20 protein-coding genes are annotated in these 22043 nt (G+C 42.5%); 3 read left to right on the forward strand and 17 right to left on the reverse strand.

Going from position 1 to position 22043, the window contains the following annotated elements; all coding sequences use genetic code 11:
* Positions 1-330: 330 nt before the first annotated feature.
* The 5 genes from HDC33_RS11220 to HDC33_RS11240 all read right to left on the reverse strand — a co-directional run bounded on the left by HDC33_RS11220 (position 331) and on the right by HDC33_RS11240 (position 4226).
* The gene (locus HDC33_RS11220) at positions 331-771 is read right to left on the reverse strand and encodes a disulfide oxidoreductase (protein ID WP_179392510.1); all 441 of its coding nucleotides are present in this window, start codon (positions 769-771) and stop codon (positions 331-333) included.
* Positions 725-1369, reverse strand: coding sequence for a DsbA family protein (locus tag HDC33_RS11225; protein WP_179392511.1), 645 nt, complete (start codon positions 1367-1369; stop codon positions 725-727). Before HDC33_RS11225 ends, HDC33_RS11220 begins: the two co-directional genes overlap by 47 nt.
* Positions 1370-1421: 52 nt before the next feature.
* Positions 1422-2270, reverse strand: a complete 849-nt coding sequence (locus HDC33_RS11230) for a M56 family metallopeptidase (RefSeq protein WP_179392512.1) — start codon at positions 2268-2270, stop codon at positions 1422-1424.
* A gap of 3 nt (positions 2271-2273) precedes the next feature.
* A complete protein-coding gene (locus HDC33_RS11235) occupies positions 2274-2687 on the reverse strand; it encodes a BlaI/MecI/CopY family transcriptional regulator (RefSeq protein ID WP_179392513.1) in 414 nt (137 codons plus the stop codon).
* Between the two features lie 534 nt (positions 2688-3221).
* Positions 3222-4226 carry an LLM class flavin-dependent oxidoreductase gene (locus HDC33_RS11240; RefSeq protein ID WP_179392514.1) on the reverse strand — a complete coding sequence of 335 codons (1005 nt, stop codon included), beginning with the start codon at positions 4224-4226 and terminating at the stop codon, positions 3222-3224.
* 133 nt (positions 4227-4359) lie between these two features.
* Between HDC33_RS11240 and HDC33_RS11245 the strand changes: the two genes are divergently transcribed.
* Both HDC33_RS11245 and HDC33_RS11250 read left to right on the forward strand, forming a co-directional pair.
* Positions 4360-5439 carry a type III polyketide synthase gene (locus HDC33_RS11245; protein ID WP_179392515.1) on the forward strand — a complete coding sequence of 360 codons (1080 nt, stop codon included), beginning with the start codon at positions 4360-4362 and terminating at the stop codon, positions 5437-5439.
* Positions 5440-5451: 12 nt separating this feature from the next.
* Complete coding sequence (locus tag HDC33_RS11250; protein ID WP_179392516.1) at positions 5452-5982, forward strand: isoprenylcysteine carboxyl methyltransferase family protein; 531 nt, start codon at positions 5452-5454, stop codon at positions 5980-5982.
* Positions 5983-6092: 110 nt separating this feature from the next.
* On the opposite strand, the gene HDC33_RS11255 is transcribed toward HDC33_RS11250, so the two are convergent.
* Complete coding sequence (locus tag HDC33_RS11255) at positions 6093-6347, reverse strand: GlsB/YeaQ/YmgE family stress response membrane protein (RefSeq protein ID WP_179392517.1); 255 nt, start codon at positions 6345-6347, stop codon at positions 6093-6095.
* Between the two features lie 1289 nt (positions 6348-7636).
* Here HDC33_RS11255 and HDC33_RS11260 point away from each other — a divergent pair.
* Positions 7637-7999, forward strand: coding sequence for a hypothetical protein (locus tag HDC33_RS11260; protein WP_179392518.1), 363 nt, complete (start codon positions 7637-7639; stop codon positions 7997-7999).
* A gap of 125 nt (positions 8000-8124) precedes the next feature.
* Here HDC33_RS11260 and nhaC read toward each other — a convergent pair whose 3' ends face one another.
* The 11 genes from nhaC to HDC33_RS11315 form a co-directional block, all read right to left on the reverse strand.
* Positions 8125-9513: a Na+/H+ antiporter NhaC gene (gene nhaC / locus HDC33_RS11265; protein ID WP_179392519.1), complete on the reverse strand. Its 1389-nt coding sequence runs from the start codon at positions 9511-9513 to the stop codon at positions 8125-8127.
* A gap of 413 nt (positions 9514-9926) precedes the next feature.
* The gene (locus tag HDC33_RS11270; RefSeq protein ID WP_179392520.1) at positions 9927-10661 is read right to left on the reverse strand and encodes a thermonuclease family protein; all 735 of its coding nucleotides are present in this window, start codon (positions 10659-10661) and stop codon (positions 9927-9929) included.
* 1989 nt (positions 10662-12650) lie between these two features.
* On the reverse strand, positions 12651-14690 hold the full coding sequence (locus HDC33_RS11275) for a catalase (RefSeq protein ID WP_370457441.1): 2040 nt from the start codon (positions 14688-14690) through the stop codon (positions 12651-12653).
* Between the two features lie 74 nt (positions 14691-14764).
* Positions 14765-15127, reverse strand: coding sequence for a fluoride efflux transporter FluC (locus tag HDC33_RS11280; RefSeq protein ID WP_179392522.1), 363 nt, complete (start codon positions 15125-15127; stop codon positions 14765-14767).
* Entirely contained in the window at positions 15124-15501 is a 378-nt protein-coding gene (locus tag HDC33_RS11285) for a fluoride efflux transporter FluC (RefSeq protein WP_179392523.1), read from the reverse strand. Before HDC33_RS11285 ends, HDC33_RS11280 begins: the two co-directional genes overlap by 4 nt.
* Complete coding sequence (locus tag HDC33_RS11290; RefSeq protein WP_179392524.1) at positions 15498-17654, reverse strand: ATP-dependent helicase; 2157 nt, start codon at positions 17652-17654, stop codon at positions 15498-15500. Before HDC33_RS11290 ends, HDC33_RS11285 begins: the two co-directional genes overlap by 4 nt.
* Positions 17655-17911: 257 nt before the next feature.
* A complete protein-coding gene (locus HDC33_RS11295) occupies positions 17912-18100 on the reverse strand; it encodes a hypothetical protein (RefSeq protein WP_179392525.1) in 189 nt (62 codons plus the stop codon).
* Between the two features lie 62 nt (positions 18101-18162).
* On the reverse strand, positions 18163-18708 hold the full coding sequence (locus tag HDC33_RS11300) for a GNAT family N-acetyltransferase (RefSeq protein WP_179392526.1): 546 nt from the start codon (positions 18706-18708) through the stop codon (positions 18163-18165).
* A 13-nt stretch (positions 18709-18721) separates the two neighbouring features.
* Complete coding sequence (locus HDC33_RS11305; RefSeq protein ID WP_179392527.1) at positions 18722-19288, reverse strand: AAA family ATPase; 567 nt, start codon at positions 19286-19288, stop codon at positions 18722-18724.
* Positions 19285-19812 (reverse strand): signal peptidase I, encoded by a 528-nt coding sequence (lepB, locus tag HDC33_RS11310; protein ID WP_179392528.1) that lies wholly within the window; start codon positions 19810-19812, stop codon positions 19285-19287. Before lepB ends, HDC33_RS11305 begins: the two co-directional genes overlap by 4 nt.
* 168 nt (positions 19813-19980) lie before the next feature.
* Entirely contained in the window at positions 19981-21981 is a 2001-nt protein-coding gene (locus HDC33_RS11315) for a methyl-accepting chemotaxis protein (protein WP_179392529.1), read from the reverse strand.
* Positions 21982-22043: the final 62 nt, after the last annotated feature.

The raw sequence follows: 22043 nt of genomic DNA on the forward strand, positions 1-22043 counted from the left end.
ACAAGGTATGTTGGAGGTACTGGGAAAGTTCACTATTATAGAATTGGGATAAGGATTGCCCACCATACACGCTTCGGCGCTTGTTCTTAAGAAGTATATTGAGGTCACTGAAATTGTCCACTGTTATAGAATTGAAATAAGGATTCCCCATCATAAACGCTTTGGCGCTTTGGGATAAATTATCCAGTTTCATATGGAAGGCATCGGAGAAATAATAATGAATAAAAGAGGTGACATTTCATTCAAATTCGAACGAAATGTCTCCTTTTTAAAATTAGATGTTCTGACATTTTTAAGTTTTTAGCGGTCACAACTAAATTGAGTTGATTCTTACTTACGTTTCCAAAGCATCAGCATCATGATAGTTATGAATGTAAATGCAATGAGCGCTAAAAATGGAATTGTAATAAAACCTAACCCGTTAATGTACTGCCCCGTGCATGGAACCCCGCTCGTACATGTGCTGAACTCCTGCAAGGAAGGGATTTTTTGCAACGCATAATGGTAACCCGAAACGATTATTCCGATGATTGACATCGGCAGAATATATTTATAGATTCCACGGTCGTTCCGATAAAAGGCGATGCCTAGAAAAACAACGAGTGGATACATCAAAATACGTTGATACCAGCAAAGCGTACAAGGTACGAAACCTAAGCGTTCACTGAAAAACAAACTCCCAGCCATCGCTGTAATCGATACTATCCAGGCAAAGAGAATCGGCTTACTTCCCACTGGACGCCGCTTCTTCCACCATTTTCGTGAAATCATTCATCGTCTTTCCAGTAAATTGCTTTCCTCCAATAAAAATTGTCGGCGTCGATGATACACCTAAACCATTTGCTATTTTCATGTCTTTATCCCATGCTTCTTTCCCTTTACCTTCATCATAAGCACGCATGACTTTTTCTGTTTCATCTGGAGTTGCAACTTCCGCTACGACCGCTTTCAAAAACTCCTCGGTATATAGATTTGGTTGTCCTGCCTCTGTTGATTGATTCGCGAACAACAAAGCATGAAATGCCCAAAACTTGTCATTTCCCAATTCCCGATAAACTGTTTCCGCGAATTGTGCGGCTGTCGTTGAGTCTGCTGCAATAAAAGAATAGTTCATAAAATAAAATTTCGCTTTCCCCGTTTTCACTAATTCCTCTTGAATAACCGGGAAGAGTCGGTCATTGAAATCTCTACAGCTTGGACATTTGTAATCGCCAAATTCAACAATTTCAACCGGTGCTGACTCCTCACCTAAAAATGGTTGCCCTTCGTAATCTATGACGACCGACTTGTTAGTAACATCTGTTAACACGATAATACCTATGATCAAAACTGCCACCAAACCAATAATCCAAAATATTTTCTTGGACAAAATAAACACTCCTAATTCAAACTACGTATCGTAGTGTAATGGGGTAAAAAATTTACGCAAGCGCGTAAATAAAGAGTACACAAAGTAAACTGAATATCGTTAACGATATTAACGTGACTTTCAAAGGAAGCTCCAATTGAACTCCCTTTACCGGATTCAGGATATGTTGAATCCGGTAATTTACGGACGTATCCGCAAATGATGCATAGGTAAAAGACATTTTTTTCGGCTTGCCAACTTTCAACATTTTTAAAAGTGCACTGGCCAAGTTGACAGATGTCCGCTGTTTTTCAATCGCGAACTCATCCGCCAATACTTCCTGAATGATTCTGTATTTTTGATTAAACCATTTCAGTATCGGAATATACCACATTGTCAATGCGCACAGGGATAACAAAAATAGCTTCAGTGGATCACGATTTTCTTGATGATATTTCTCGTGTGACATGACGGCTTTTAATTCACCTTCATTTAAAAGGTTCATTAAACCGGTTGAGACAATGATTTTAGGCCAAACAAAACCCATTGTAATCGCAATCGGTGCGGGATGTGAGACGACAATAAAGTCCTCTTTTCCGCTCCCGTATGCCCGGTTCAATTCGATTGTGAGCTTTCTCTCTCTATATTGTTCAAATCGTTTTTTCATTCGCGCAGCATGCACAATTTGTGACCCGATTTTCCATATTGAAAATGACAATGTATAGATCACGAGCGCATCAAGCGCATATTCGAGTGATGACAATCCAATTGACCTCAACCAACTGTGACATACGACAACTAAGTTAAATTTGGCGTTCCAACCTGCTACTATCGAAATGATGTATAAGCCCATTTGAAGAAAAATCATACCCGAAATGACGAGTGAAACGATAAACATTAAAGTAGATTGACGTTTAGACATACATTACATATCCTTTTTCAATTCTTTAATTTTTTGTTCGAGTTTAGCGACAAGGTCATCGTCGACTTCTTCAAGTGCATCAAGCATATGGCTCACAACAACATTTCCGAATTCATCCATTAATTCGTTTGTCATTTCTTTTGATTGTGTATTCAAAAATTCCATTCTTGTTAGAATCGGTTTGTACATGGATGATCTTCCTTCTGCTCTCTTTTGAAGGATCCCCTTTTCGACTAATCGATTCATGACGGTCATGACAGTATTGAAATTCGTCGTTTTCTCCCGATCGAGAACTTGCTGGACATCTTTTATTGTCATCTCGACATCATTCCATAAGATGTCCATGATTTTTGCCTCAAGAGGTCCAAAAAAGCGATTCAAACCACTTTCATTAATTTTGAATTTCCGGATTCTCACGATTTGACCACCTCACATTACTCATTGTAGTGTGAAGAGGTTTTCCAGTCAACAATTTATAATTGTCAACGTTTAATTTAACAGATTTGTAACATCTATATAGGTTGAAAAGGAATTCCATTGAATCCGCTACGGCGCTCGGGGATGCCTCCCGCCATAAGACTAGCTACTTCACTACTAGTCTTATGGCTTAAACGAAGCAAATGCGCCTTCAAGGGGGTAAAGGTATTTTATGTTCGTGAAGTTGAATAGATTTTGTTGAAAAAGTAACGGGCAACTCCCGACGGAATTCATGTGGGAGTTGCCTGTATTTAAAATATTCTTACGTTGGTTTATTTAGGGTTCTGCTGACATTATAACCGCCCTATACACCATCACAGTTCCAATGCTCCAAGTTATTAAGATTGTTTTGAACAAGAGTTTCGGTCAAATACAAACACTCGTTTCCTCCAAGCGGTCACATATTAACAGAATTTCTTGAGTGATAGTCATCTTTTGTACAAGTTATGCGTACGTTGAGGTATGAACTAGCTTTCAGGTTAGCATTTCCTTGGCAATCAATTCATACGATTTTAGCTTGTCTTGGAAATCGTATGCTATCATGACAAGCATGACTTCATCCGCATTATATTCTTCTGCAATCTTTTCGATTTCTGCCCGTACTATTTTTGGTGTACCGACAATCATCCGTTTGCGATTTTCAAGAACCCGCAATTGTTCATAGTGACTGTACGGGTAAGAAAGTGCCTTTTCGGGCGACGGAGTTCCTCTCGAAGGCATTCCCTGTTCGAGCATGACCATGGACAGATCGAGTGATGAAATAATCCGTTCCGCATCTTCTTCCGTTTCAGCGCAAGCGAAAAAGACGGCGACTGCCTGCTCCGGTCTTTGTAAGTATGCGGAAGGCTGGAACCTCTTATGGTAGTGGTTTGCACTAGATGGACCGCCTTCTCCGTTGATGAACTGTGCAAACATATAAGGCAGCCCTTTTTCTGCTGCAAGAAGTGCGGAACTTTGGCTCGATCCCAACATCCAGACTGGCGGCGCCTTTACGGTGACAGGCGTCGCTTTCACCCCTTGATATGGGTGGTCCGCTGGCATTGTGTCGTTCAAATACATGAGTAACTCGTCAACTTGACCCGGAAATTTACTGACATCCCGGTAGTTCCCATCATGTAAGGCATATGTTGCTCGCGGCATACCGCCAGGCGCACGTCCAATCCCTGCGTCAATCCGTCCAGGAAAAAGTGCCTCCAGAAGTTTGAAGTTCTCGGCGACTTTATACGCGGAATAATGAGGCAGCATGACACCGCCTGATCCAATACGGATTGTAGATGTGAGTGATGCTAGGTGTGAGATAAGTATTTCCGGGGATGAACCGGCAAGTGTCGTTGCGTCATGGTGTTCGGATACCCAAAATCGTGTATATCCCCATTCCTCGGCCTTTTGTGCAAGTTTAGCTGTATGTTTTAGTGACTCCATTGCGTTACTGCCTTCAGAAATCGGTGATTGGTCTAAAATACTTAATTTGATGGACATATAAGTCCCTCCTATCGTCATTCCCTCCATTTTACATGAAGTCTATTGTTTACATGGTGGGCATGCTCAGTGTCTACGTTTGGTACATTCATATTTAGGTTATGTGTAATATAAATGAAGCTGGAGGTAGCCTATGCCGAAAATCCTTTCTGTAAGTACATTAAAACCGCCACATGAAGTAAAACAGCAACAGGCCGTTGAATTGACCCGTTCACTTTTTAGTGAGAAATATAATGATATTGAACGGCTTTTGAAAGTCTTTCAAAATGGCGATATCGAGACACGCAACGTATGCATGCCGCTTGAATGGTATGGGCAAGCACATGATTTCGAAGAAAGAAATGATTTATATATTCACCATACCATCGAGTTCGGCGTTCAAGCCGTGCTGGCGTGCCTTCAAGGGAACGGGATGTTTGAGGCGCCGATTGAACCGTCCATGATTGACGCTATCTTTTTTATTTCAAGCAGCGGGATTTCAACGCCAAGCATCGAAGCACGTATTATGAACAAAATTCCTTTTCGGGATAATACGAAACGCGTTCCTATCTGGGGGCTCGGTTGCGCTGGAGGTGCCGCAGGTATTAGCAGGGCGTATGAGTATTGCCTTGCCTTCCCGGAGGCGAATGTCCTCGTTCTCTCCGCTGAATTATGTAGCCTGACATTTCAAAAAGACGACTATTCCAAAAGTAATCTGGTAGGAGTATCATTGTTTTCTGATGGAATTGCATGTGCGTTAGTTTCTGGGGATAAATCCTCCATTAAGGGTAAAATAGCAGTGCCTAGTGTTATTGCGACAACTTCGAAATTGTTGCCGGATTCTGAAGGTGTTATGGGCTGGGATGTGAAAAATTCTGGACTGTACGTTGTTTTTTCAAAAAGCATTCCCGCGATCATAACTAATTGGCTCGGACCTTTCGTCCATGAATTTCTCACCGAGCACGACCTGACAAAAGATGATATTACACACTTCGTCGCGCACCCGGGCGGTAAAAAAGTGCTTGAAGCCTACGAAACGGCGCTTGGTTTTGATTCGACCAAAACAGATATTTCACGCGATGTACTACGTCAGAATGGGAATATGTCGTCCCCTACCATCCTTTATGTGCTAGAGAGATTCATGGAAAGTGAACCTGCTGCCGGTGATTATGGACTGATGGCTGCACTCGGACCGGGATTTTGCGGTGAACTGCTGTTATTGAGATGGGAATGAGGTGTATAGTAGATGATATTTTCAATTGTCATTTCAATCGTCATCTTGCAGCGTCTCGTTGAACTTTTTGTCGCGAAGCGGAATGAGAAATGGATGCGCAGCCAAGGGGCATTTGAAGTGGGTACCACCCACTACCCTGTTATGGTTACCATGCATATAGCGTTTTTCATTTCACTTCTAGCGGAAGTTTTTCTGTTCGGCAGGTTGCTGTCGCCAGAATGGATTTTATTTCTCTTCATTTTTCTTGTCGCGCAAGTTGCTCGAATCTGGTGTCTTACTTCACTCGGGAAGTTCTGGAACACGAAAATCATCATTTTGCCAGGGGCGGATGTTGTGCAGAAAGGTCCCTATAAGCTGGTGCGGCATCCGAATTATATAATTGTGGCGACTGAACTTCTTGTCCTACCGCTCATGTTTGGCGCTTATTTTACTGCAATCATATTCACACTTTTAAACGTATGGATGATGTCAGTGCGAATTCCAGTGGAGGAAAAAGCTTTAAAAGAAGCGACCAATTACAGTGAAAAATTTTCTTTGGAATGATGAGTGATGAATAGTCATGCTATCCGCATATGAATCTGAAACTACTACTTCTAAACGATAAAAAACGCTGAACTTTGCTAGTCAGCGTTTTTTTATTTCATTATGAGGAATTAATATCTCCCACGCATGGATTTCATAATAAAACTTAAAATAATCACGAAAATAAGCGCTCCAATAATGGCTGGGACGATGTAAAACTCAGCTAGTTTCGGACCCCAATTCCCTAGCAACCTACCGCCAATCCATGCACCAACGACACCGGCAATAATATTACCTATGATTCCACCTGGTATATCTTTACCTAAAATTAATCCTGCGAACCATCCGATGATACCACCGATAATTAAAAACAATAATAAACTCATGCCATACACCCCCCATTAAAGTTATTTGGTGAAACCTATAGAACTAGTAAAGTTGAATTAAAGATTTCCTTCAAATACGCTCCAGCGCTTCGGGGATGGCTCCTCCTTGTAAGCAAGCCACTGAAAAAGTTCTTTTTTATAGTAAGAACTAGTTGATTGTAGTGGAGAGCGGCGACTCCAGCGGGAACAGCGCGAGCTGAAGACTCCGCAGGAACGCAGTGACGAGGAGGCTGAAGCCGTGCCCGCGGAAAGCGTCCGCTCGGAAAGGAAATCAACGGGCTTGAAGGAAATTCGGACTTTTTCGATGTCCCCCTTGTAAGGCGTCTACACACAGAGCATACACGTCATCATATGCTCCTCCACTTATTTAGTTGAAAATTGGGGCTGAATAAGTGAAGTGACAAGCGGCACGTCACCACTCCTTCCTTTATCCAGCCCTGCTACTTATAAGAATCCTGTACATGGTCTTAATCCAATAAATAAAAAAGTGTATTGGATTCTCTATAAGAGAGTACGCATTGCAATCTGGGAATATGCCTATTCATCCAATCTCTTTCCGCTTTTGATAGATTTCAATTTGGCCAATCTGAATGTTACATTTTTAAAGTACTACCACCAGTCAAAATTTGTTGAGTATATAAATTGAAATAAAGAATCCCTTCACATCCGCTTCGTCGCTAGGGGATGCCTCTCGCCATAAGCCAGACAACTTCGTCGTCAGTCTTATGGCTTCGGCTACCCCTGTTAGGCGCCTGCGCTCTGGCTATATATCATATTTAAAAATTCCAACTTTCATAGTAAGTATGTCGAACTAGAAAGCAAAAACCTGGCATTATATTCGCCTAAAAGTGGTGGTACTCTTTAGTTCTTTTTGATGAATTCCATAATAAGTAAACTTCTCATATCGGTATCCTGTCGCAAGTGAATCAAAGTACTTTTTAAATATGTTATGGAACAACTACACTACTCATACGCTCCAAATGATTTCACTTCATATGAATACTTTCATCACAACATAGCCCTTCGTAATTAAATTCCTAACAAAAAGAGCACTCCCCAAAAAGTAACGGGCTATTTTGTATGGAAATAAGTGCATCATTTTAAGATTAATAAAGGCAAAAAAAACTAGCAAGAGGTAATTGGAAACGTAGGAACGAAGATAGAAGAAAGTAGGTTTGAAGGTTTTTTCGTTTTTTCGGTAAACTTTTGTAACGGCATTTCAAATTTATCGTATTATAAAGAAAAGGAAATTTTATTACATTTCATAATATTTCGGAAGGAGTTCTATAATGAAGAGACTTGGACTATACAATTTTTTAAATCTTATTGTTCCTTCAATCATTATAATGATCATTGGTTACGTTTCTTTTACAGATATGTTTTTCCAACAAACAGATCACAAATACTTCTTGATTTCGCTACTAATTATTTATCCTGCTTTATTTTTAATACAAGGTGTACTAACTGCAATTTGTAAAAGCAACATTTTTATATCATTAGGTGTTTCTGTTTTAGGGTTTTTAGTTACAATCTTTACATGGGCAAATAGCAGTGCTATTGGATATGTTTTTGTATATCTTCTAGTTGGATTAGTAGGCTATGGAATAGTACGTTTATTTAAAAAAGGAAAACAGCAACCTAAAATTACTTAATTTCATCAAAAAAAGAGCTCCATAGGATGCTCTTTTTTTGAAATCATATGCTTTTTTTATCTTTTGTCCCCTGAAGGGAACCCATTACCCAAAAAGGTGCGCTCACTCGCGTATAGTACAATTACTCACTTTTCATTCGCAATATACGTTAATGTCTTCCCAGTAAACCCAAACAATACCGTTAATATAGGCGATAACAGGCAAAAGAATGCAAATGGCAAATACTCCATCGTAGAAACGCCTAGCACACCCGTGATGAAAATTCCGCAGACACTCCACGGTACTAACGGATTCACAACCGTCCCTGCGTCCTCCATCACTCGGCTTAAGTTCTTGCCCGTGAGGCCTACCTTTTCAAATTGTGATTGGAAAGCTTGGCCTGTCAATAATATCGATAAATACTGTTCGCCGATCAACACGTTGATACCGATAGCAGTTAATGCCGATGCCGCAATCACTGAGGATACTTTCCTCAATAGACTTTCAATTTTTGAAAGCAGTGATTGGACAATTCCAAGCGTGAATAATAGCCCACCCATACTAAGCGCCAGCAATACTAAACCGACAGTAAACATCATACTTTCCATGCCGCCACGAGTGAGTAGCGCATCGATGTCCTCAATTCCTGTCGTTGAAACAAAGCCACTGAATAAGATTTTGAACACTTGTGCTGCGCCATAGCTTTGATGGAGAAATGAAATTGCGACTGCACTGGCGGCGCTAACGGCCAATGTCATTAGCGCAGGAACCTTCATTATCGTCATGATAACAAGAACAACTAGCGGAATCACCGTATACCAATGTATCATCCCTGTCTCCAAAAGCCCTTCCTGGAAAAAGGCGATTTTATCGACTTCAGTCAGTGTGACACTTGGAGAAAGTATACCGAAAATCACTAGTGATATAACAAAAGCGGGAATTGTCGTCCAGCCCATATTTCGAATATGTTCGAACAAGTCGACGCCCACAATCGAAGAAGCAAGATTTGTCGTATCTGATAGGGGAGACATTTTATCTCCGAAAAACGCTCCCGAAACAATTGCTCCTGCTGTAATGGCCATCGATAAGTCAAGCACGGTTGCCATACCGATAAATGCAACACCGACCGTTGCAACCGTCGTTAACGAACTGCCGATTGAAAGGCCAATAATTGCAGTGACAACAAATACAATTGCAAAGAAAAAGGATGGTGTAATCAAATTAAACCCTGTATAGATCAAGGTAGGAATCGTCCCACTCATCATCCAGCTGCTGATTAAAATTCCGATGAAGAAAAACAGGAATACCGCACTCATACCCGCTCCTGCTCCTTCCACCAAACCTCTTTCAAGTTTACGGTAGGGAACTTTTTTGAACAGACCATAGCAAATCAATAACAATATAGAAAATAAAATCGGCATATGCGGAACTGATTCAAATTTAACTATACTGACACTGATCATCGTTACAATTGCTGCTATCAGTGCTGCGGCTTCTGCAAAAGTCGGTGAAATAATTGATTTTATACGAAACATGATGAGATCCTCCTCGATGGTTAAAACAAAAGATATTGAACATATGAATACTTATTTAACCTATTAGTAGATAACAAAAAAGCCCCTTCAATCCCTTGGAAAGGGACGAAGAAGCTCTCCGCGTTACCACCCTAATTGATGAACCAGTTCTGGACCGGCCATCCACTTCATTAGTAGTTGAGAAAATCGGATGGCGTACTTCATACATAATGCTGCCTGAATTCACACCTGCCATTCAGTCTCTTGCTGCTGCTCACATTATGATTACTGGACCATCTCTCAAATATATTCAATTATAACGATTAGCATTTACGCAGTAGTAATTGATTTGAATCTTATCATGTTCATGGCGCAAGTCAAGTAGTTTACTAAAAAACGCAATTGAGTGTTTTATCTAACTCTTTGTCAAGATGTCAACGTTCACATGCAAACCCATCTTTATCGCCGTCCATATTTTCAGAGTAAGCAGGATGTCCTTGCTTCACTCCAGTTGGATATTTCTTGCGCAGTTCTGTACAGTTTTTGAAAAATTCTTTAGCACCGGATACCGGCTTCGTCACCGTCTTTTTTTCTACATACGTTTCACTGTCGAATCCGCGATCGGTTGCATAGTTTTTAAGCGTCCAGATTCCAATACCTGCTTTTTTCGCTTTTGCCTCCGCTTTTTCAAACGCGTCAAGATGCCGCGTATTCGGCGGATAAACATACGCAACGCGGGCAAGGCCTTCTTCCAACAGTTTTTCCTGGACACTTATACCGTTAATGTAAATATAGGCTAGCAGTCTGCCATACTTATCCGTTTTTCCGCCTATGTCAAATTCGATTTCGAGTTTCCCACTGTTCAAGAGCTCCTGATTACGCTCTTTCGCTTTCTCGCCGAATGGCTGCTTACCGAGTCGCGGATGATTCGTTTCCGGAGTGTCGATGAGTAAGTATCTGACATTTTGTTCTTTGCCTTCATACATGATTTTAATCGTATCGCCATCGATTGTCTTTACAAGTTCGACCGGGATTAAACCGTCCCGGCCTGGCTCCTGATCCGGAAAAAAAACAGTGTACACAATCATAGCGAGCAAGGCGACACCGATACCCACGATGCTTGCCGGTTTTTTCAGTAAGGTGCTAGAATTCTTTTTGTTTTGCTTCATATTTGTATCATCCTTTTACTATATACTCAGCACTATTAATTTAGAATTTAATAGAAACTGTAATATTCTCTTTGTACGACGATTAAATCTAGCGAAGGAGCGACAAGTGTGGGCCGGAGTAATGAGACCGACAGTGATCTTCTGGCGGGCTCATTACGGGAGGCCATCACCAAGCGACGAAGCGGTATTGGAAACTGCTTTCTAGTAATAATCACAAAAAACTCTCTTACTTTCCATTTAATCAGTGCCGAGTATATAGACTGAACTAACGATTTTCCATACTACACGCTATGGCGCTTGCGGATGCCTCCCGCGATAAGCCGGGCAGAAAACCACTGCCAGTCTTATCGCTTCGGCTACCGCTGGAAGGCGCCTTCGCTAGATTACCTGTAATATTTATGACTGCATGATATAGTCATAATTCCTGTCTATATACTCTGCACCATTGATTTAGAATTCAATAGAAACAGTAACAATCGACTTATACGATGTACGACTCCAGCGAAGGAGCGACAAGTGTGGGCCGGAGTAATGAGACCGACAGTGATCTTCTGGCGGGCTCATTACGGGAGGCCATCACCAAGCGACGAAGCGGTATTGGAAACTGCTTTTTAGTAATAATCACAAATAACTCTCTTACTTTCCATTTAATCAGTGCCGAGTATATAGACTGAACTAACGATTTTCCATACTACACGCTATGGCGCTTGCGGATGCCTCCCGCGATAAGCCGGGCAGAAAACCACTGCCAGTCTTATCGCTTCGGCTACCGCTGGAAGGCGCCTTCGCTAGATTACCTGCAATATTTATGACTGCATTATATAGTCATAATTCCTGTCTATATACTCTGCACCATTAATTTAGAATTCAATAGAAACAGTAACAATCGACTTATACGATGTACGACTCCAGCGAAGGAGCGACAAGTGTGAGCCGAAGTAATGAGACCGACAGTGATCTTCTGGCGGGCTCATTACGGGAGGCCATCACCAAGCGACGAAGCGGTATTGGAAACTGCTTTCTAGTAATAATCACAAAAAACTCTCTTACTTTCCATTTAATCAGTGCCGAGTATATAGACTGAACTAACGATTTTCCATACTACACGCTATGGCGCTTGCGGATGCCTCCCGCGATAAGCCGGGCAGAAAACCACTGCCCGGCTTATCGCTTCGGCTACCGCTGGAAGGCGCCTTCGCTAGATTACCTGTAATATTTATGACTGCATGATATAGTCATAATTCCTGTCTATATACTCTGCACCATTAATTTAGCATTCAATAGAAACAGTAACAATCGACTTATACGATGTACGACTCCAGCGAAGGAGCGACAAGTGTGAGCCGGAGTAATGAGACCGACAGTGATCTTCTGGCGGGCTCATTACGGGAGGCCATCACCGAGCGACGAAGCGGTATTGAAAATTGCTTCCTAGTAGTAATCACAAAAAACTCACATACTTTCTATTTGTTAAGTGCCGAGTATATAGACTGAACTAACGATTTTCCATACTACACGCTATGGCGCTTGCGGATGCCTCCCGCGATAAGCCGGGCAGAAAACCACTGCCAGTCTTATCGCTTCGGCTACCGCTGGAAGGCGCCTTCGCTAGATTACCTGCAATATTTATGACTGCATGATATAGTCATAATTCCTGTCTATATACTCTGCACCATTAATTTAGAATTCAATAGAAACAGTAACAATCGACTTATACGATGTACGACTCCAGCGAAGGAGCGACAAGTGTGAGCCGGAGTAATGAGACCGACAGTGATCTTCTGGCGGGCTCATTACGGGAGGCCATCACCAAGCGACGAAGCGGTATTGGAAACTGCTTTCTAGTAATAATCACAAAAAACTCACTTACCTTCCATCTGTTAAGTGTCGAGTATATAGTCCAATAGTTTTTACATTCATATGTTACCAGTTCTGCAACCAAATGAAAACAGTCGCCACATAAGTGACGACCGCTTCAATTTCATTCCATCAATAGATTTTTCGCTCCCAATGCCGGTGTGCGGCGACCGCGGCGACGAACTCGCTGTTGAAATCCGCTGCGCCTGCCAGTACGATACCCGGACCTTCTTCCGCAATTGACGCCTCGAAGAAAGGCTTGCCGGTTGTGGCGATACCGATTGGTTTATAGTGCTGAAAAGCTTCGTTGATAAAATTGACGATATCTTGCATTAGTTTTCTTGGATTATCCGCCTCGCCTCCGACGACGTATAGTCCATCATACAATACGGAATGGACAGTTAGGAAAGTTTCCGTCACTTCGACTGCCAGTTTATCTTCACCATAAACGAAGCCGAACTTCTCGCCGACGATATCAACAGTCATCCCTGCTTCCAGACAAGCTTTGACAACCGCTTCCACTTCGCCGCCATTGAACTTTTCACCAATGAGAATAGCGATTTTTCGTGTAGCCGGCGATTTCGCCGTTAATTCCTGGCTAAGAGCTGGTGAGGATTCGGTCACATCCGATTCCTTGCCCTCGGGATGCTTGACGCCGACCGCTTCTGCGATAGCGGTTGCCAAGCCTTTATCGACATTGACAAACATATCCACAACTTGTTGTTTGATATTCTTATCTTTCACTTTACCGACTTCAAAACTGAACGCATCCACAATATGCTTTTTCTCGGGCAATGTCATACTGTTCCAGAAAAGACGTGCTTGCGAGAAGTGGTCACTGAAAGATTCGCTGCGCGCTTGAATTTTGCGTCCTTCCACCTTCTCTTGGTAATGAACGAAACCGCCTTCGTCTTCAGAAGATGTTGCCGGTGTATTGTTTGCCAGAGAATTTTTATGGTAGCTGACCTGCCCCACATTGATTGTCTGCCTGCCATAGCCATCACGTTGATTGTTATGGATCGGGCACACTGGGCGGTTAATCGGCAACTCGTGGAAATTTGGTCCGCCGAGGCGGATGAGCTGCGTATCCGTGTAAGAAAACAAGCGGCCCTGCAGCAACGGATCATTTGAGAAATCAATCCCCGGCACGACATTTCCCGGATGGAATGCGACTTGTTCCGTTTCGGCAAATACATTATCAACATTACGGTTTAGTGTCATCTTCCCGATGATTTTGACGGGGACTTTCTCTTCCGGCCATATTTTGGTCGGATCCAGAATATCAAAATCGAACATGAACTCATCTTTTTCTTCAATCAATTGGACACCGAATTCAAATTCGACGAAGTCCCCTTTTTCAATGGACTCCCAAAGGTCCCGGCGATGGAAATCTGGATCTTTCCCGCTGATTTTCTGTGCTTCATCCCACACGAGAGAGTGAACGCCGAGTTTCGGTTTCCAGTGGAATTTTACAAAATGCGCTTTCCCTTCAGCATTCACCAATCGGTATGTATGGACTCCGAATCCTTCCATCATCCTGAAACTCCGCGGAATCGTACGATCGGACATATGCCACATGATCATATGTGCAGATTCCTGGTTGCTCACGACAAAATCCCAAAATGTATCATGTGCAGAAGCCGCCTGTGGCATTTCGTTTTGGGGTTCAGGTTTTACCGCATGGACAAGATCGGGAAATTTGATGGCATCCTGGATGAAGAAAACCGGTATATTATTACCGACTAAGTCATAGTTCCCTTCTTCGGTATAGAACTTTACCGCAAATCCGCGTACATCCCGAACCGTTTCTGCCGATCCCTTACTGCCCGCAACCGTGGAAAACCGTGTGAAAACCGGTGTTTTCGAACCAGGCTCCTGCAGGAATGCAGCTTTCGTATAGTCTTTCATCGATTCATATAATTCAAATTCACCGTGGGCCGCGTAGCCTCTTGCGTGCACGACTCTTTCAGGAATCCGCTCATGGTCAAAATGGGTCATCTTTTCACGGAAGTGGAAGTCCTCCATCAATGTCGGACCACGTACCCCCGCTTTCAAGGAATGTTCGTCCTCTGACACTTTAAGTCCTTGGTTCGTCGTCATTTTTTCCCCCGCATCATATGAACGGAATGTTTCTAACTGTCTATTCTTATCATCATTATGTCTGCTGTCCAATGTCGTTTCCTCCATTCGGAATTTTAGTAGTCTACCACTCTATTCCCCAATGGACTCAACTCAAACAGACAAAATTAGAAAACGCCGATTCCTGCAATGTAGCCCAGAAATGCGAGGCCGATTCCCGAAATGTATATAAGCAGCAAATAGAGCACTGCAATCCTTTTCCTGTCGTATTTCCACATGGTAAGCAACTCTTTATTCATCGTAGAAAATGTCGTCAATGCCCCTGCAAAACCGGAGGCAAACAGTAAAGTCGCCCAGAAAGGCAATTCCAGTCCAAAAATAATACCGATCAATAAGGAACCTGCCAGGTTAACGAGCAATGTCCCCGCCGGAAATCCATCTTGCTTATTCATCTTTGCTGATATGAAATGTCGGATGACAGCTCCTAAAAATCCTCCGATTCCAATCATCAATAATTCGATGGACGTCATGTACGCACCCTCTTCCCGCCTAGACGAAAGCCGAGCCCCCCGGCAGAAAGTCCTCCGATTACACTACAGACGATATAGATACCAGCTAAAACAATTTGGCCTCTTTCCACAAGTAAAACTGTCTCAATACTTACAGCTGAAAACGTTGTGAATGAACCAAGAAAACCCGTCGCTACGATATCTTGCATATCCTTATGTATTGCCAATTTGCGAAAAGCCCCCGCTACAATGAAACATAGTAAAAACGTTCCGACAATATTTACCGCTAGCGTCGAAAAGGGGAATCCTGAATCATTGGAAACGACATGACTAATAGATACTCGCATAATCGCCCCTGCAGCTCCTGCTAAACCAATCAACAAGAGCTTTATCATATGGCAACTTTCTCAAGCAATCTTAGGGAGATCACCGTTTCAAGATCTAACTTTTTCTCAATTTTTCCGAATTGGATATGGATTTCGTCACCCTCGCGCCGGATGATTTCACCTTGACCGAATACACGGTGCTTCACCGCTGTTCCAACCGCAAGCTCTTCACTATCCTTAATGCCATCAGGATTAAGCGGAATCGATGCTTTCTTAATTTTGACCGGTTTCTGCTCTTTTTGAGCTTCACCAGGCTTCAGAAGCAGGCCCCGCACTTCATTCAGAAATCTTGAATCTTCTTTCGGTTTCCCTTCATCCTGACCATAAGAAAGCAATTCAAGCCGCTTTTTTGCACGTGTCATGCCTACATAAAAGAGGCGTCGCGCTTCTTCGAGCATAGCCACGTCGCTTTCATCTTCCTCTGAAGGAATGACCCCTTTCAGTAAATCAATCATGAACACACGCCGGAACTCGAGTCCTTTGGCACTATGGAAGGTCGATAATGTCACTGCGTTTTCGGGTGCATTGTATTTCGCATTTTGTACCGCTTGCTCAAGTTCTTTCAACCTGTTCGCAAATTCGACCATCGTCCGGAGCTGGGATGCGATTCCTTCAAGTGTGTCGAGAATGGTTAGGAGACTGTCAAAACGGAAGCCGAACTTTTCGGCCCTGCTTTTAAGTGCCGCCTCATAGCCCAGTTCATTCCGCACTAGCTTTATCACTTGCGCAGGGCGCATATCAGGAATCTTGTCGTACGCGTTCTTGTAGTCTGTCAGCTTTTTGATTTGACTGTCTTTCAAATCGACCGTCCGAATGAATGTACTGAATACATTCCCTTGTATGTTACTGTTTTCAAACGTTGTCAGCATGCTGCGTGAAATGAATGCATTCATCTTCATAATGAGCTTTGCGAATATATCTTTCCGTTCCGTATTGAAACTGAGACGCATGAAATTGAGGATATCTTCTACAATCCAATGGGAGAAAAACTTATCGTCTGCGTCTTTCATATAAAACGGAATGCCGCGCCTGTGCAATTCGTTCACAAACATTGTCGAAGAAGAGTTATTCCTGAACAATATAGCGATCTCATTCAAATTCTTTTCACCTAGCAGTTCGTACGTTACGTATTCAAGCTGCTGTTTCGGGTTATTCAGCTGTTTAATGTAGATCGGCTCCATCTTCCCGTTTTCCGTATGCATATCTTTCGGATAACGCTTTTTGTTCCGTTTGATGAACTTCGAAGACATTTCCACAATCTCTTTTGACGAACGGTAGTTGCGTTCCATCATGAGTACTTGGGCGTCCGGATAGACACGCTTAAAGTCCAACAGATAATCCGGCTCCGCCCCACGCCACGTATAAATCGACTGGTCATCATCCGCGACCACGCAAAGATTGCCATGATGCGCCACAAGATGCTCAACAATCTTATGTTGAACAAGTGACGTGTCTTGGCTTTCGTCTGTCAAAAGGTAGTCATAACGGGTACGGTAGTGCTCACTCAGCTGCTCATCTTCCCGAAGCGCCTGCTCCGCAATCGTCAGCATATCATCAAAGTCGAGCAGTAAATGACCACTTGTGCGTGTTTTATATTTTTCATATTTCCTTGCAATACGTCCCGCCTTGTCTACAGGACCTTTCAGATCTTCCCATTTCCCGATAGGTATCAAACGGTTTTTAATTGAACTGATGAATGTCGAGAGTGATGACAGTTCGTCATCGGTGCATTCTTCTTTCAATACGTCTTTATAAAGACCTTTCAATAAAAAGGATTTGTTGACCGACTGACGACCTGTCCCACTACCTTCAATCAGTTCATATGTCGTACCGTTTTTTTCTAAATAGGTACGCGCAATCGTAAACGCTAAACTGTGGATTGTGGAAAAGTCGACACGGGCACTCTCCGGGAAAAACCTTGCAAACCGTTCAGTCATATCACGTGCAGAGGCTCGGCTGAATGTTATCGCCTTAATCCGTTTCGGGCTGACATTCTTTTCTTCAATCAAATAACCGATCCGCATAATCATCGTCGTCGTTTTCCCGGACCCCGGGCATGCTAACAGCAGAAGCGGCCCTTCGGTTTGCAGCACCGCTTTCTTTTGTACATCGTTCAAATCTATATTTAATTCCTTCTTTTTTCGTTCAAAAAAATCACTCATTTTTCGTAACTCCTTTTACTTGCAATGTACTTAATTTATCATATGGGCGCTAACTTGTAGAGGAATCGAGTGTCATTCATACAACAAAAATGCAAAAAACCTCTACACATTAACTGTGCAGAGGCCATCTAATTCTTAATCAATCACGCCAGAGGCTGTAACTTGATTCAGCAAGGGTTTGAACCCCCACTGAATTGAATGCATATCCAACAATCATCCCGGCACTTATGGAAGTGGGGGACTTCTGCTGAATTAAGTTAAAATCCGCCTGTTTCAAGCTTATCGTTCTTTAGATCCTTTTTTCCTTCTCCGCCGCCTGTGTACTCGGTAGACGCGACTTCATTCGTTTGGCGTTCTTCATCGGAAAATTCCTTGCCTTGCATTTCAGTCTGATTCAAGCCATCCGTCTTTTTATCCGACATCGGTTTCTTTTCTTCTTTCGGCACTGTTCCTCACTCCTCTTTTGGGATTCGTCAGTAAAAATATACCCTCATTGGAATGTTCCTAATCATTTCACATGCCAGTCGGAATGGAGGAGTGAAAACACCAATGCATCATGAGAAACACCGTTTTGGAATAAATAACTTCTTAGCTTGCCCTCTTCCATGAATCCGAATTTCTTCAATAGACCGATTGATGCAGCGTTTGCGGGAAATGTAACCGCTCCAATACGATGAAGGCTGAGTTCTTTGAAGGAGTAATTCAAAACCTCCCGCAAAGCTTCGGAAGTAATGCCACTTCTCCAGTAATCTGGATGTATTTCGAATCCGATTTCAGCTTTTTTCATGCCTACAGACAAGTTATTCAATCCGATTGTGCCGACAAATCGTTCCCCGTCTCTTAAGCTAATCGCCCAGCGCATCCCTTTTTTCGTTTCATAATTGTTCTTAAAATGCTGAATGATTTTTTCAGCCTGAACCAGCTCGTACATCGGATCCATCCCATAATACTTTACCACTTCAGGATTTGAAAAAATTTCAAATAATGCCGGTGCCTGGTCAGGTTGTACTTCAGTCAATCGAAGGCGTTGCGTAGTTAAATTCGGAATTGTCATAGGCTACCCTCCTTCACTTTTTGATTACATCGGCAAACAAGAGCGGATTGCATTGTTCAATATATCTATCTTCCGCAGGAAAATACCGATTTTCATACTTTGATACGATTTCTTCCGAGCTTCCTATATATGTATCCCTGTCCAAAGCCCGTTTTAATCTCGTTTTTTTATCCACATCTAAATAGATGACCTTATCAAAGTATGATCTCAATTCAGGACGTTGCAGAAAAACACCTTCGACTATTACAGTGGTGCCAGCAGGGACCGCAAATTTCCGCAATGTATAACTGTCGGTTGCTTTGTCATATATTTCGATTGTTTCATTGATATCCAAACCATTTTTCAATGGTTGCAAAATCTTTTCCACTAAATAATCGTACCGCCATTGCAAATAATAATAGCAATACCACTCTTCATAATTGTCGTTATAACGGATTTTCTCCATATGAATGAAATCATCAAGTTCAAAAAGTATTGAACCCTGTAGTTGTCTTTGTAAAGTACGTGCATACGTCGTTTTTCCTGATCCACCGCCGCCGTCAATCCCAATGATATATGATTGATCGGTTTGCCTTATCATTTCGGTACCCCGATTTCGTTGAATGGATAAAACCTGAATTTCACCGATCCTACAACAGTTTTTTCATCAATGCAACCGATGATTCTGCTGTCTGTGCTGTTTCTCCTGTTATCCCCAAGAACGAACAAATAGCCTGCTGGCACTTCCACCTCAAAATCTTGTGTCAGTTTCTGACCATCGTTTATTTTATCTTTTTCCTCTTGAATATAGTCCTCTACATATTCTTCTCCGTTTATATAAAGTTTGTCATCTTTCATAACGACGACGTCGCCGGGCATGCCGATCACCCGCTTAATGAAATCATCGTCCGAATTCGGGGCGTGGAAAACAATCATATCAAAACGGTTAATTTTATAAATTTTTGATATGACGACTTTATTGGCATCTTCAAAAGTCGGCTGCATCGATTGACCGGATACAACAACAGGTGTAAATAAAAACTGGCGAATGACAATTGCGATGACAAATGCAATTGCTATTGATTGTATCCACGAAATGAGTTCCCTTTTTCCACTCTCTCTCATTTACTAACCCCATTCACAATGTATAATTATATTAATTTTTCATATAACGGTAACACTTTTTGTCTATTCTACTCTGTTTTATATTCTATTCTTTATCCTCGATTCCTGCCCAATATAAAAAGTTAGTTATCAAAAACCGCCCTCCAATTTATCGGAAGGCGGTCATAGTTATATTTTAAAATGGCTGATAGCGGTATAAAGATCGTCACTCAATCCGGATAATGTATCCGCGGCTTGTGCCACTTCACGGACTGCGTGAAGCTGTTCGTCTGTCGATGCACTGATTTCTTCGCTTGCGGCAGCTGTTTCTTCAGCCGTTGCGGCCATCGTTTCAATCGTCTGCATAACCGTCTCTTTATGTGCGACCACTTTGTTCACTTCTTCATAGACACTGCTGATAGATTGTTCCAGCTTGTTCATAAGTCCTGAAATATCCCCGAACGTTACTTGTGTAGCTTGTACGACTTTTCCCTGATTTTCAAATGTCTCCCCGGTTTCCCTCATTTGCAAGGAAACTTGACGAGAGCCATTTTGAAGTTCTTGAACAGTCGTTTTTACTTCCTCTGTTGCACGTGCAGATTGTTCAGCGAGTTTCCGTACTTCATCTGCAACGACGGCGAATCCCCTACCATGTTCACCAGCGCGTGCTGCTTCAATGCTAGCATTGAGGGCCAACAAGTTCGTCTGCGTTGAGATTTGTGAGATTGTTTCCATGACAATTCCGATTGCACCCACTTTTGTTTCTAGATCACCAACGACGTCCGCCATCGATTGCAGGTTCGTTTTCCAACCATCGAACGATGTTTGCAGCTGATTGACCTGGCTGAGTCCACTCTTATTGACCTCTTCCGCTTCTGTCGCAATTCCCGTCATTATACCAGCCTTCTCCTGTATTCCTACGATTTGATCGCCTAAATGATCAATCGTTTTCGTCACATCTTCCGTATCATGTGCAGATTTCGTTGCTCCCGACGCAATATCGTCAATTGCTCCAGCCATCTGTTCACTGATTGCGTTCGTCTCCTCTGCGGACGCACTCAAACCTTCTGCCGAAAGACGAACTTCTTCAAATGACGTGTTAACGACTGTTATGACATCACGGACTTTCGACACCATCGAATTGAAATTTTCCGCAAGCTGGCCAAATTCATCTTTCGATTTCACATCCGCATGTGCAGTAAGATTTCCTTCCGCCATTTTATCCATTGCGGATTGGAGAGTGTACAGCGGTCTAATTAGCCGTGAAATCAATATCCACAAAATAACAATGACAGCAGCTTCAGTTAGAAGCGCAATGAGCAGGATTAGATTTCGCGCCGCAGTTACTGAGTCTTTAATGGCACCAACATCATAGACCGTCCCTATTTTCCAGTCGAAACCATTCACCGTCTGATAGACACCTATCTTTTTTCTGCCACTTTCGCTAAATTCCATTATTCCGTCCGTTGTTCCGTCAGCATACATAGAGGCAACCTGTTTTTCCTCAATACTGCTTTCGCCTTGCGTAATTGGATGTACGACCGCTACACCCGCTGCATCATAAATGAATTGGTAACCTTCGAAACCAGGATCCGTTTTACCGATGCGGTCTGAAAGCGATGTAAGTAGGAGATCGACTCCGATTGCCCCGACAAATTTTCCATCTTTCTCTATCCCTTTTGCGGCTGTAATGACGTAGCCGCCTGTAAATGCGTCAACATAAGGATCCGTCCATACGACTTCACCCGGATTTCCCTTCGCTAACTGGTACCACCCGCGCGACGTCGGATCATATCCTTCGGGCGGAGGAGTATCCCCAACTAGTTTCGTATGTTTATTTTCAAATCCGAAAAAAATCGCTTCCGTTTCAGATAATTGATTTTTGTATGTTGAAAATGCATCGTGTATTCCTTTATCAAGGCCATCCGTCATATCTTCTAATCCAGTTTGCGTATCGATATAATCAACGACCTTACTATTTTCAGCTACGATAGCTAACGCATTTTCATACTGCATGAGGAAGTTCTGAATGGAATGATTCATTTCTTCAACAGTTACTGTGCTGCTATTTAGTACGTTTTCAGTGGCGTTTTTCTCCATCTGCTTACTGACAACCACGTAAATTAATAAAATTGAAATGAAGAATATCAGAAAAGTACCAGCCACTATCTTTGTGCGAATTGATTTCATCCCATTCTGCCCCTTTACAGCAATAATTTGCTTGATCATTTTGTATTATTATGACTCTTCTT

Origin of the sequence: Sporosarcina sp. JAI121, assembly GCF_013408665.1 — a bacterium.
In the GTDB taxonomy this organism is placed as follows: domain Bacteria; phylum Bacillota; class Bacilli; order Bacillales_A; family Planococcaceae; genus Sporosarcina.